The following is a 13,106-nucleotide window of genomic DNA, read 5'->3' as shown; positions in this document are numbered from 1 at the left end:
CCATCATGGATTACTGTTTCATTTTTAGGATCAATTCCTCCAACATGCTCTGTTAGTTCTTCTGTTTTTAGTTCACGTATAAATTTGTTCATCTGTACCCCTCACTTAAAGTTTTTTTATTACAGCAATTACAATAAATTACTATTTCTCGAATGTCAACACCAATATAAGAAATTTTAAGAATATTCAAATGTTCAGAATATAGCACTGGTAGCGTTTTATAAAAAACGAAAATTAAATCATTATTTTTCTCATTAAAAAGGACATTTGATAGTAGTAGTTGAAAACAATGAAAACAAATCATTTTAAGGAGATATATTTTATGTACTTTACAAAAAAGATTATATTAATTTTTCTACAAATTATTTTAACTGCTTTAGGAATTGTTTTTATTTGCTGTCTACCAAAATTGTTTTTGAATACATCTCAAAACAAAGGGGAATTAATTATATTAGAATTAAATTGGTTAGGATATATTGATTATATAAAAAAAGTGATTCATTCCCTACTAGACCCATTTCATTTAACATATGAAATTTATGGAATTAAACGCTTATTACTACCCAATTTACTAGAGTCATATTTTTATACCTTAACTATTATAATTTCAGCTTTTTTTATTGCTGTATTTTTATCAATAGTTTTAGCAAATTTAACATTCTATTTACCAAAAAGAATCCAATCTATAATTTCAAAAAGTTTGAGCACCATAGAAGCTATACCTGACTTATTTTTAATAATATCTGTACAATTAATCATTATTTCAATATATAAAAACACAAATTGGCTTATTACTATCCCTTTTTCTACAATAACTAATAAAACATACTTTTTACCTATTGCAACTCTTTCAATTTTGCCAACGATTTATCTATTTAAGATAAATTTACTTAACTATAAAAATGAAATGTCAAATAGTTATATAGATCTAGCAATCGCTAAAGGATTGAAACATTTTTATATACTAAAACACCATGTTTTGCGTAATGCTTTAATTTCAATTTTTTATAATGCAAAATCTATCATGTTATTAATAATTTCCAATTCGATTATTCTTGAATTTTTATTTAATTCTTTTGGATTATTTAGATTTTTAATTAGCCATCAAAATCCTGAAATCATCTCCATTGGTATTCTTCTTTTGATGATTCCGTTATATTTTTTATTTGAAATCATAAAATTGATTATAGTAGAAAGAAGGCATTTATATGATAAGAAGATTATATAAAAACAAACAATTCTTAATAGGATTTTTAATTCTATTAAGCATTATTATTGCTAGCTATGTTTTTGAATATTTCATTGCATTTACTTCTGAAGATCTTAATATTCAATCTAAACCAACCCCCCCCTCTTTAACACACCCATTGGGTACTGGGGAATATGGAGTAGATGTTCTACAACAAGTTCTTATTTTTGCAAAATCACCCATTTTTTTCACTTTAATCATCTGTATATTTCGACTTACTTTTTCACTTTTATTTGGTGTAGTACATGCTTATTTTTATACTTGGACAAAATATATTAATTGGGTGTTTGACATTTTCCAATTTACACCTACTGTATTGTTAGCTATTTTACTAATTCGTCCTACAATTTCAGGTATGGATAATATCCCTGAAACTAAATGGATATGTTATACAATTGTAGTTCTTACTCTTATTGGCATACCAAATTTAACACAACTCATTAGCAATGAAGTTAGATTACTTCTACAACGTGAATATGTTATAACATCCAAACTACTTGGTGGACATACTTATCACATATATAAAGTTCATATTAAGCCCTATTTACTTCCAAAATTATTTGTTTGGTTTCAACAACAAATACTGCAAATAATGATATTAATGATGCATTTAGCATTATTTGAAACACTTTCCTTCAATGTTGGAGGCAGCCTTTTATTAATTAGTGACACAAGTCAAAAGCTAATAAATTATCCTTGGTTAGCGATGGGACCTGTTATTTTCTTTACCATTGTTATTTTATCTATTAATGCTTTACTATCAGGTTTACAAAGCACTCTAAAAGGAGATGATGCATTTCATGAATCTTCTCTCTTACTAAATAAAATAGAGCAAGTAAAACATGAGAAATGGAAAATATATTTACAACAATTTAAACAATGGTTTTCAATAAAATTATAAATAGTACTATAAAATCTAATTTCCACTCAAAAAATCAGATATACCAAGAATAACAACTAGATTAAAAACAAAAGATAAAGAAAAAAAGGATTAGAAATCATTGTTGAAACTGTATAGGTGAATATAAATACAATTAACCTTAGCCTAGGAAAATACATTGTAGATGAGAACATCTAGTCTTCAGAAGGAATATCAAAGAAAAAATGTACAGAATTTTAGCCTTATAAAAACTATTCAATTTGCTAAAAGAAAAGGTAGTATTGTAGTTGTGGCTCCGGAGATGCTTCTATAAAGGTGATAAACATGTTTTTTTATGAATAATCAAGAAAAATTGGATTTTCTGCTATGCATTTCAAGGGTCGGTAGATAGCTATTTTAGCTGGAATAGCTAATGTACTATCTTATCATTGATGATAAAAATCTGTATAAATATGGAGCAGACAAAATAAAGGTAAATAATAAGATGTTACAATCTAATAAAAGTCGAATTCTTATATAATAAGATTTCGACTTTTTTCTAATTAAAAAAATTCATTTATACCATGATATATTTTCCTATTTTAGTATCTTCGCCTTCAGGAATATAAAGCAACTATTTTTTTTCGCATAAATCCTAAAATTATATTACGTATTTGGTGATCAATGATAATAACAATTAATCCGTATATCAACCCACTTAGTATTAAAGATATTAGTGGATAAAAGGTAATCAAAAATTTTTGATAAATAAAATAACTAAGCGTAAATGACATTACATTAAATATAATACCTCTTAATAATAATCGAATCCCCCGCTGAACAAAAAGGGTAAAACCTATTAACAACGTAACCTCTGTTATAATAGCTGCTAGTGCAGCACCTATCATTCCAAATTTACTACCTAATATAATATAACTAGCAATCCCTACTAATAGTCCTAATCCCATTATAAGTGTTCGTTTCCATTGCTCTCCTTTTGTTGTTAAATAATCAGCGAGTGGATAGCTTATTGATTGTAATATGACCATAAAAGCTAGAATAGCTAAAGCATCCCCTGCCGGTGCATACACTTCGCCTAATAAAGTTATAATCCAATAATTTGAATTAGCAATGAAAGGAAGAGAAATGCCAATTCCTATGAACGACATTAATTTTAATTCAAAATGAGATAATTCTCGATGTTTATCGAACTCTTTGCCATTACCATAAGCAAATAAACGAGGGTAAAATGCTGCTGCAATTACACCTGGAAGTTGATATAAAACTACAGGTATTTTATATGCTGCTCCAAAAAAGGCGATTTCTTCATACGAGGTAACACTTTTTAGTAAAATAGGACCAAGTTGTGGTATTAACATGATGAAAATCCCATTAATTGTAAAAGTGAGAATTTGATTTAGAATATTTTTATTCCAACCACTATGTACCTTTGTATAGCGTAACAATAATAAGAGCGATACAAGGCCTGTAACCATGCTTGATGTACCATACATAAGCGCAACTAAGAAAATAGATAATTTAAAATACATCCCTAAAACCAGTGCTAAAGCAGCTGTAATTCCTTGCAAAACAGAAATAGCTGCAGAAAATTGCATTCTCTCTGTTACTTGAAAATAAACCATTCCACACCCCTGAAGTGTAGCGCCAAACATAGTAGGTAAAACAATTGCGTAGATTATAGGGAGTAAGGAATCATCACTATAATAAAAAGGTGCAAAAATAGTAAAAACGATAGACAGAATAATAGCTAAAACTAAGCGCACACGTAAATAGCTACTAATTAGCTCTTTGATATTAGCACTTGGTTTCATTCCTTCCCGAATAAAAGTATGAGTTAAACCAGCGTCCGTGAAATAGCAGATTACAGCCGAAACACCTAAAGCAATTGTCAACTTCCCATAATCTTCTGGTGCGACAAATCTTGTATAAAGAATTGTTGCAAAAGCAAGGATCAATCTAGTTACAAAATTGCTTACAAACAAGTAAGAAGCGTTTGTAAGGATTTTATTTTTCTTCATAAATATACCTTCCTAATGTTTATTTAGTGTTGAAATTCTATAAAATCTATAAAACTCGATTATGTTTATCAGAATATAATTGAGTTTTGTATATTCTGAAATTTAAGTCTTACATTTAAATAATAACATAATTTTATAAGTCTGTTTGAAGTGACTGGTTCTAGTGCAAAAATAGAATAAAAGATAATAAAATGCATAGATTCCTAACGGAATCGTATCTTATGCTGCAAGTTCAATCAATTGATGAATGAATTCCTTCTGATTTTGGACAGACTGGTTCCGTAAATCAACCTGTTCTTTTTTTATCATATGCATGACTTCTACTCCAGAAAGAATGGAAATAGCTGTGTCCAAACATTTAAAACCTAGCATAGAACGAATTTGCTTCTTTATAAAGCGATAATCTTGTTCTACTATGTTATTCAAATACTTTTGTTGTCTAAGTCGCATACCAACAGGTATGATTTTTTTCCCAACGGTTCCATCGCCATAGGATAAGCTGGATTTTTATCGACTGTTATAACACGCGGTTTTGAAACATAAAAAGACTGCAAGGCCTTTTTGAAAAAGTGCTTTGCAGCCTTCTTTTCTCTTGTTTTGCTTAGGTAAAAATCAATTGTATTTCCTTTCCAATCAACAGCACGATACAGGTACATCCATTGACCTTTTACTTTGATATATGTTTCATCAACTCTCCAGGAGTCGTTTATTTGTTTAAGATGACGGCGGATTCGTTTGTCTAATTCAGGACCGTACTGATGAACCCAACGCATAATCGTTGTATGAAAAATGTATAAGCCGTTCCTCCATCCTTTCCACTACATTACGAAAACTAAGTTTGTACCGTAGGTACCATCTTCCCATTAATAAAACTATATCGGGCTGATAATGCTTCCATTTGAACAAATTTTCCTTTTCCAAACTTATCACACACCTTGTCTATAGTAGTAATATCAGTATGTCCAAGTTTAAGAGTTTTTTTGCACCAGAACCCTTTTTTACCTCTTATATACTTAGCTTCCTTATCATTATCTATAACCATAGAATCTAGCTCTAGATATCTTTTCTTTTGAAACTCGATTAAGTTACCACTAGGAAATATCTTCTCCCAGCCATCAAAATACTCGATATAAGAATACTGCATTCAATATACACCCTTTCAAAAAGGATTATTATTACCATCCGTTGAATTTATTATAATACTATTCGTGCATTAATATTTATGAATATATACATTTAATTATTAAAAGAAATTCTATGATTACTTATTTTTATTGATAAATAGTTTAAAATTAACTTTAGATTAACTTTATTTTGCTATGATGGTAATAATTAAATAGGACTAGGATACTTCTATGAGAGGGGGGAATTATTTGTACAAAAACGTGTTGAATTTTTCATTATATTGTATTCTAAGTCTTTTTATATATTTAACAATTTATTTCATCGCTATAAAACCTGCTATTATTACTGCAACATCCATGGATTATAATAGGATGCAATTTGTTTCGCTATTACTTCTACTCATTTTAGTTTCTATGATATATGGTCTAATAATGAGAAAATTAATTCGTTATAATTCTAGATCCTCCCATTCTATTGCAAACGAAAGTTTTCTATTTATATTTAGTCATATTTTTACTGCACTTATTCTCTTTTTTATTATATCTATTTAGACTGTTAAACGAGTACCAAGTAAGATGGTATTTTTTTAATTTTTAGCGAATGATTACGGAGAAATGTTGAAAGGCATATCACAACGAAAGTATAGTTTTTTTCAGCGTGATAAAGGAAGAGATATAGCCATTATAACCCTCATTTTAGGCACTGGGCTTCGAGTTTCTGAGGTAGCTAGTCTTACTATCCCTAGTATAAACTTCCGTCAGGGGAAAGTAAAAGTGACACGTAAAGGCAATAAAAGATCTTCTATATTAGCCACTCGCTCTTGCTTAGACGATGTTAAAGAATATATAAAAGTCCGTCCTAGTAAATATAACTGCCCTCAAGATGAAGTCTTACTTTTCGTAACAAATTATAGAGGGAAATATACGCAGTTAACTGTTAGAGCTATATAGAAGTTATGTGACAAATATTCAAGTGCATTTGATGAGAAGCGTAACCCTCATAAACTACGACACACATATGCTACAAATCACTATAAAGAAAACAAGGACCTAGTATTATTACGTGATCAACTTGGCCATACCTCTGTTGAGGTTACTAGTATCTATACAAATATTAATAATGAGAAGAAACGTGAGGCTGTTGATCGTTTAGAACAAAGGTTATTCAAGAAATAATAATAAAAAAGACACCGATTTTATGGTGTCTTTTTTGGCACTATAGATACGTATTGGTTTGGAATAAGGTTTAGTTAAAATTTAGCTGCAAACGTTAGTTTTATAAATAGAAGAAGAAGTCCACGTGTTTGGAATAAAGATTAATCAAAAAGTGTGGGTTTAATTTTGACATGATGAAATTTTTATAAAAGAGATTGATCAAAAGTAAATTAAATAATTACACATTTTTAATTTACTTTTGTTGCTCTACTAAAGGTAAATCATAAAACGTGTCACAGTGAATAAAGTTTATATATTGTTCAATTATGCCTATTCGAGTCAATTTATCTCTAAAAATTTCAATATCATTCTCATCGTAATAATAAACATGCCATTCTGTATTTCTATTAACACGTTCCTTAACTTTTTCAAAATATGGCAAATCCACATCACCTAAAGAATGTCCAATTATAATTACTCTTTCAACAGCATCAAAATTCAATGAAGATAGTTTATATATATAATTATTTACATCTTTATATGTTTTAGAACAATAGTCAGTTAAGACATTATATATTGGTGCCATTTGTTCATCAAATCTATTTTGATAATGTATATACTTTTCGTTAAAGTAATTTATTCTAGATGAATTTGAATGCCCTAACACTAATTCATTATCTGAATCTACTACACCGTGTATATGTAAAACATTCCGTCTTGAAATATTATAAATATCCTCCAAAGTAGTGGTGTAATTAAAGTTTATAAATATATCTTGATGGCTTTCATTGATTAAAGATGTTCTTCTATTTATAACGTCCAACTCTTGATTTACTACTTTAATCCATTCTTTTAAATAGATAGTTAATTCTTCAATGTACTTAAATTCGTCTTCGAAGTAATAATTCAAAGTTTCTTCTATACCAATATTTCCACTTTCCAGCCCCAAATCCGTACTTTGGAACATTTGTTCAGTCAATACAATTTCATCAATATTAGCTAAATTAAATTCTAAATTATTCCATAAATAAGTTTGTAACTCTTCTCCCCAGAAATAATATTTCTCTTCGAAATCCCTTAAGAAGTCTCCTCGATGTTCTTCTAAATAGCAACGAAAATTCCAATACCTCGTAGGTAAACCATGTCCTAGATCAAATCCATTCCCAATAATAAACAAATCCACTTATAACACCATCCCAATTAAAAATCTGTAATAAAATTACAATGAAACGTACAAATTTCGCTTAAAAAACAATTTAAACGTTTACCAAAGGTTTATAATCTAATCCGCGCCCTGTTCCTCGTCCTTCTTTTAACCACTTATCATTTTCAGATGTTGTAGTTCTTTTAGACAATCCTATCTAAGAAGGTAAAACGGTACGACTTTATTTTAAATCCGCAATAAGTATAATTTCTAATCTAGTAAAGAAAAATCTGGAGTTAAAATAAGCTTTCTTATATCTATTCCTTCTTCTTTACAATATTGAAGTATCATTACTATATAGTCAAAATGCCCATTATAACCGTAATATTCAATACCTAACATTTGCTCATCTTCATAAGCAGTTTCATTAAATAGTTTTGCATTTCTCAAGACTGCTATCTCACTTTCCATATCACGATCACTTAAATCTAAGCTTTTTTGTATAACAAACGGATCTATCTGAACACTATCAAAATTATTTTTTGAATTTTTTTGATGGTTATCTAAAATTTTATATAAAAATCCTTTACTAGGTTCACTCATCTCATTAATTTGATTAGCCAATTTTTGGATTTCTGAGAAAAATTCATTTCGTTCATCTAATGATTCAGGTTCACAAAATTTTAAAAAGGAGTTTGCAGTAAACACTTTTAATTCATCAGGATCAATTTTATATCCTTTATTCCCCAACACTTCTATAGACGAATTAATATTTTCTTTAATATATTCATGTATTTTTGAAACAACTTTGTTTTCCTTTTCATCAAACAATAGTAGCAAGTCCATTAGGTCCATTATAATAATTTTATACTCTGCATTTTTAACTTTTCTAACTACCGAATATGTATTATCAGTTACACTCTTTTCAAATAATATTTTATCACCAACTCTAGGAAGATAATGTTTTTCACCTATTATAAAATGAATTAACAAATTGTATTCTTTGTATAGCTCATTTTTTTCGAATTTTTCTATCGTGTTCCAAAGTTTTTCTTTTAAACCATCCGAAGTAATTTGCATGGAATGCTTTCTTGTTTTATCCCCCAAATCAATCCCGGGATAGTTTTTCTTCTCAAATTCCAATCTTTTGTAATTATTACCCCATAAAATATTAAACAGTTCACAAAAAAACGCTTCACATGTCTTGTTGATATCGTGTAAACCTAGTTTATTAGAACTAAATTTTACATAATACTGCAACAATGATAATGATTTAATTATATCTTCTATTTCATCTTTTCTTTTCAGCATACTTTTCTCTCACTTTCTATTTAAATAAATTGCAATTTAACTAGCGCTAGTTATCTATTTATATCTTTGGGGATTAATATATATTTGAGTCTTTTATAAAATTACCATCTTGATCGTAATTAGGCGATCTAACGCTACCACAATTATTCCAAAGATAATCAAAACTTGGCTTTAAGGCACTCCCGATATTCGTTTCCCACGAATTAATTATTGCTGGAGGTAACTGTAATGTATCATCTGTAATTTTCCCTTTAGGCTTCTTATAATCCGATGAAATATAATGATCTTTTACATCTATTAAAGTTATGTTAATTACATATGGTAACTTAATTTCTAGCTTTTCTTGAGCATTTTTACTGTAATTTTCTATGGCCATGATTATTTTTTGTTCAAAAGCAATACCGGGAATATATTTATCTAGACCTTCTAGTAACCCTGTATCCACTGCTTCGATAGTTCCATCTCTATGTATCTGTACATAAGAATGAGGTAAATTGTTCGTTTGGAATTTTGAGTAAATACAAAATCCATGTTTATTAATTTGTGGTTCCTTGTTTGTGCCATATATCGGACGTAAATTGAGGGATTCTATTTTCTCTATATCATATGTTTTTGAAGAAGTTATTGCTTCAATAGGAATCAAATGTATAACTAATTTCGCTCCAGCCTTAATTTGATGGTATGGACCATCAATTTGAATTTCCTTGAGACGAGATTCTATCCATGATTTATACCACCCATCCTCCACAGTGGAGTCTTGAACATCAGCTTTTTTTTGAATAATCCCAGGGAAAGGTGGTGGAGTAGTAGGTTTTTTTCTTTTAGTTTGTACGCCCTCTAAAATAGCTTTAGTAGCCTGCTCTTGGTCTTTTTCTACTAAATCAATATATAAAATGGATTTTAATAGTCCTTCTAGTTTAATATCTTCTATTCTTACAGGAATCAATTTTTGTCGTTCCCCTGTAGGGTCATCCGCAAAGGCAGCAATCCATTCTGGTAGCGTAAATTGTGAACCTAAATAATTATCCGATACTAAAGCTAATGTGTGTCGTGATTTTGAGGCAGCTTGATGCATTAATATTGCAAAATTATTACCTGATTTAAAATCCCATGCTTGTACAATAGTTGTATACCCTGCTTCCTCCAAAATCCATGAGATCCATTGGGCATGCTGCTCATCCTTGTGATTATAACTAACAAAAAAATCTACCATATTATTATTTGTTGCTATTTCATTCATAATATATCTCCCCTTATTTATTTTAATTTCATTTTATAATAACATTAAGTATATAAGATATTAATACGATAAATCATCATTCAATGCTTCTATGTATACATCCCTAACTAATTTACAGAAACCTATATATTCCTCGAAATAATCGCTAAATTTCTTTATAAATCCTTCTCTTTCTTCAATATGATGAGACCATATAAACATACTCCCGATCAATTCACCTATCTTCCTTTCAATTCCTTTTAATTCATCTGGCGATATACCTTGCGGGTAATCATTAAACCACTCCAACCAATCCGCAATTAGCTCCTCCACAGAGGAAACTCCGGATTCTGAGCAGAAATTAAATTCCCTTTTTCCTGCTGTAATAAATGTGTCTAAATCATTTATAATTAGACGGATTATATATGAAGTACTAACATTACCGATACTATGTTTCATATTTTCTCCTCCTTATTATTTTTTTCTTCTAATGAAATGTGTTTGTTATACCACTTATTTATTTTCCCTTTATAATACTTTTCAACTTCGTGATCTGGAATCCAAATTTCACGATCATAGATCTTACTCATTACACTTTCTAAAACATCATCATGTTCTCTCGGTTTCAATCTACGATTATGAAACTTAATCTTCTCTATATAAGCCTCTCTCAGCCAATTTGATATGGTTTCACGCTGTTTTTGCTTAAGGTGAGACCATTTCTTATTAGTTTGTAGTAATTGCCCCTTAGAATCTTTTGTGTGATTCTTCATAGAACGCCACCATACCTACTTTATTTTTACATATTTCTTATTCGAACCGAAACACAGCTCATTCCAAATCGAGTCACAGCTTATGTAGTGCCAATTTTACGGATTGAGCCTTTCGGGAAATCATTTATTCTTTTACATAATGTCGATGATTCAATTCCCCACTCTTCTATTGCATCCGTACTACTCATAATTTCGTTATCCAATAGATTAAGGTCTCCCCAATCAACATCTTCAAAATTAAATCCGCCCATCTCTAACTGCTGCAGCATGTCTCTTTCGTCCTCTTTTACCCCATATCCTCTCCCAGATGGATTTCTTCTAATACTCCTACATTTAGCTAATCATGTTCAGTTACCTCAATTGTACTATTCTCAGATATATAATAATAGATATCTTCTTTTAAAATATAAGTAGGATGCATTAATTAACTTATTTTTCTGAATTTTGTTGAAAAATAAATATAAAATGGTTAAATACAAAGGGGATTTTGCTACAATGGTAATATATAACATTATCATACTTCTATAGGATGGGGGAATATATAATGATTGCTTCAGTAAAGGGGAACGAGCAAGTTACCAAAATGTTAAATGACTGGTATATAGAGATACGTGCCAGACATGTAGGAAAGGCACATAATTTAAAACTTGAGATTGATCAAAAAATACATAACATTGAAGAAGATCAAAACCTACTTTTATACTATGCTCTTTTAGACTTTCGTCATCAATATATGCTTGATAGTTTAAGTATTGGAAAAGATAGTTTTGATAAAGTAGATTCATTGGGTGTACCTGCAGATCAGTTTCTACTATACTACTACCACTTCTTTAAAGCTATTCATTCAAATATTTCAGGTGATTTCACATGTGCAAAAGAACATTATAATCAAGCTGAATTACTCTTAAAAAACATTCCCGATGAAATTGAGCATGCTGAATTCTATTTTAAATTATCAACTTTCCATTATCATATTTACAAACCGCTTGCAGCAATCAAAGAAGCTACCAAAGCAAAGGATATCTTTAAAAAGCATGCAGGATATGAAACTAATATTGGATTATGTGATAATTTAATTGGATTAGCTTGTACTCATTTAAAACAATTTGAGGAAGCTGAAGAACATTTCATTACAGCTATTAATACATTCAAAAAATCTGGTGAAGAAAAGAATATCACGTTTGTACGTCATAACTTAGGTTTAATGTATTCAGGTCAAAATTTATCTGAACTAGCAATACGATACCTCTCTGAAGTAACACAAGAACTCCCTAAAGATTATAAAGCAATTTTTATTAAAGCTAGGGAGCATATGAAAATCGGTGAGTCCAAAGAAACTTCTAACCTTATAGTGAAAGGCTTAGAGATTTGTAAAGAGCTAAAGAATGAAGAATACGAACATCACTTTTTAATTTTAGAAAAATTAAATCAAAAGGTCTCTGCTGACGAATTAGAGAAGACAATTAAAACAGGAATCTCTTATTTTGAGAGAGAAAACCTACATGAGTACGTACAGGAATACGCTAAAAAATTAGCAGTTTTATTCCACCAAGAAAATAACCGTTCAAAAGCAAGCGATTATTTTTATCTTAGCCATCAAGCAGAAGAAAAAAACTTTGAAATGGAGGCTTTAAAATGAAAAAAGTAATGTCTAGCTTAATTGGATTAACAGCCGTATTCACGTTTATGTTTAACGCTAGCAATGTAACTGATACACAAAAAGCTCTTAGCGAGGATAAAATCGTACAATATGCTCACGGTCATACTGGTGGATGATAAAAAAACAAAGGTCTTCACTTCATTGTGAAGACTTTTATTTTTTTATGGGGTCCTCTTGTAAGAATAACAAAATATTAAAATCATAAAATTTTAATATATCGAAAATGTTATAATTAAACCGTTTTTTTTGCATCCATAAGAAGGATCTAAAAAGATTAGAACATTTAAAGAGAGGAAGAAACTATTAATGCATACACAAGAAGATTTTTATAAGAAGTTAATAGAGGGAAAAAGATTAGTAACGATATTTTTAATAAACGGAATAAGAGTGCCAGGAATCATTATCGGTGTTGATAAATTTTCTGTGCTAGTTTCTAGTCACGGAAAGCAACAATTCATTTACAAACAGGCTCCTTTCCTATTTCACGTGCCCATATAGATAACTGGCCAATATGGTGGATTTCGTGGACAATGACATGACGTATGATCTCTCCGTGTGTACATTCAATGACTC

Annotated in this window: 14 protein-coding genes and 3 pseudogenes; 7 read left to right on the top strand and 10 right to left on the bottom strand. The window is 29.7% G+C overall.

Annotated features, from left to right (window positions below; genetic code table 11):
* Window positions 1-322 precede the first annotated feature (322 nt).
* Both MR170_RS27600 and MR170_RS27595 read left to right on the top strand, forming a co-directional pair.
* Window positions 323-1,228: an ABC transporter permease subunit gene (locus MR170_RS27600; RefSeq protein ID WP_087952089.1), complete on the top strand. Its 906-nt coding sequence runs from the start codon at window positions 323-325 to the stop codon at window positions 1,226-1,228.
* Window positions 1,209-2,150, top strand: coding sequence for an ABC transporter permease (locus MR170_RS27595; RefSeq protein WP_087952088.1), 942 nt, complete (start codon window positions 1,209-1,211; stop codon window positions 2,148-2,150). Before MR170_RS27600 ends, MR170_RS27595 begins: the two co-directional genes overlap by 20 nt.
* Before the next feature lie 575 nt (window positions 2,151-2,725).
* Here MR170_RS27595 and MR170_RS27590 read toward each other — a convergent pair.
* From MR170_RS27590 to MR170_RS27580, 3 genes and pseudogenes are all read right to left on the bottom strand, one after another.
* A complete protein-coding gene (locus MR170_RS27590) occupies window positions 2,726-4,147 on the bottom strand; it encodes an oligosaccharide flippase family protein (protein WP_242310173.1) in 1,422 nt (473 codons plus the stop codon).
* A 219-nt stretch (window positions 4,148-4,366) separates the two neighbouring features.
* A pseudogene (locus tag MR170_RS27585) lies at window positions 4,367-5,068 on the bottom strand (IS6 family transposase).
* Window positions 4,980-5,291, bottom strand: a complete 312-nt coding sequence (locus tag MR170_RS27580) for a hypothetical protein (protein ID WP_206766484.1) — start codon at window positions 5,289-5,291, stop codon at window positions 4,980-4,982. Before MR170_RS27580 ends, MR170_RS27585 begins: the two are co-directional and overlap by 89 nt.
* A gap of 229 nt (window positions 5,292-5,520) precedes the next feature.
* Here MR170_RS27580 and MR170_RS32530 point away from each other — a divergent pair, with 229 nt between their 5' ends.
* A complete protein-coding gene (locus MR170_RS32530) occupies window positions 5,521-5,823 on the top strand; it encodes a hypothetical protein (protein WP_000277682.1) in 303 nt (100 codons plus the stop codon).
* Window positions 5,824-5,862: 39 nt separating this feature from the next.
* Window positions 5,863-6,447 (top strand): annotated as a pseudogene (locus MR170_RS27575) (tyrosine-type recombinase/integrase); the annotation flags it as partial.
* Between the two features lie 232 nt (window positions 6,448-6,679).
* Here MR170_RS27575 and MR170_RS27570 read toward each other — a convergent pair.
* The 6 genes and pseudogenes from MR170_RS27570 to MR170_RS27545 form a co-directional block, all read right to left on the bottom strand.
* Window positions 6,680-7,609, bottom strand: a complete 930-nt coding sequence (locus MR170_RS27570; RefSeq protein WP_242310171.1) for a bacteriophage abortive infection AbiH family protein — start codon at window positions 7,607-7,609, stop codon at window positions 6,680-6,682.
* Window positions 7,610-7,840: 231 nt separating this feature from the next.
* Window positions 7,841-8,881, bottom strand: a complete 1,041-nt coding sequence (locus MR170_RS27565; protein WP_242310169.1) for an SMEK domain-containing protein — start codon at window positions 8,879-8,881, stop codon at window positions 7,841-7,843.
* 73 nt (window positions 8,882-8,954) lie between these two features.
* Window positions 8,955-10,121: a toll/interleukin-1 receptor domain-containing protein gene (locus MR170_RS27560; RefSeq protein ID WP_242310168.1), complete on the bottom strand. Its 1,167-nt coding sequence runs from the start codon at window positions 10,119-10,121 to the stop codon at window positions 8,955-8,957.
* Between the two features lie 60 nt (window positions 10,122-10,181).
* Entirely contained in the window at window positions 10,182-10,559 is a 378-nt protein-coding gene (locus tag MR170_RS27555) for a hypothetical protein (RefSeq protein WP_242310166.1), read from the bottom strand.
* Window positions 10,556-10,873, bottom strand: a complete 318-nt coding sequence (locus MR170_RS27550) for a transposase (protein ID WP_242310164.1) — start codon at window positions 10,871-10,873, stop codon at window positions 10,556-10,558. The genes MR170_RS27555 and MR170_RS27550 overlap by 4 nt, the downstream gene beginning before the upstream one ends.
* An 80-nt stretch (window positions 10,874-10,953) precedes the next feature.
* Window positions 10,954-11,276 (bottom strand): annotated as a pseudogene (locus tag MR170_RS27545) (helix-turn-helix domain-containing protein); the annotation flags it as partial.
* 141 nt (window positions 11,277-11,417) lie between these two features.
* On the opposite strand from MR170_RS27545, the gene MR170_RS27540 reads away from it, so the two are divergent.
* The 3 genes from MR170_RS27540 to hfq all read left to right on the top strand — a co-directional run bounded on the left by MR170_RS27540 (window position 11,418) and on the right by hfq (window position 13,031).
* Window positions 11,418-12,512, top strand: coding sequence for a response regulator aspartate phosphatase (locus MR170_RS27540; RefSeq protein ID WP_242310162.1), 1,095 nt, complete (start codon window positions 11,418-11,420; stop codon window positions 12,510-12,512).
* Window positions 12,509-12,649 carry a hypothetical protein gene (locus tag MR170_RS27535; RefSeq protein ID WP_000757474.1) on the top strand — a complete coding sequence of 47 codons (141 nt, stop codon included), beginning with the start codon at window positions 12,509-12,511 and terminating at the stop codon, window positions 12,647-12,649. Before MR170_RS27540 ends, MR170_RS27535 begins: the two co-directional genes overlap by 4 nt.
* 190 nt (window positions 12,650-12,839) lie before the next feature.
* A complete protein-coding gene (hfq, locus tag MR170_RS27530) occupies window positions 12,840-13,031 on the top strand; it encodes an RNA chaperone Hfq (protein WP_242310159.1) in 192 nt (63 codons plus the stop codon).
* On the opposite strand, the gene MR170_RS27525 is transcribed toward hfq, so the two are convergent.
* On the bottom strand, window positions 12,988-13,106 hold a 119-nt coding region (locus tag MR170_RS27525), incomplete at its 5' end, for a DinB family protein (protein WP_276575678.1). The genes hfq and MR170_RS27525 overlap by 44 nt on opposite strands.

Source organism: Bacillus cereus group sp. BfR-BA-01524, assembly GCF_022662595.1.
Lineage (GTDB): Bacteria > Bacillota > Bacilli > Bacillales > Bacillaceae_G > Bacillus_A > Bacillus_A thuringiensis_S.
Note: the sequence above shows the minus strand (reverse complement) of the source record. Positions and strands in the feature narration are given on the sequence as shown.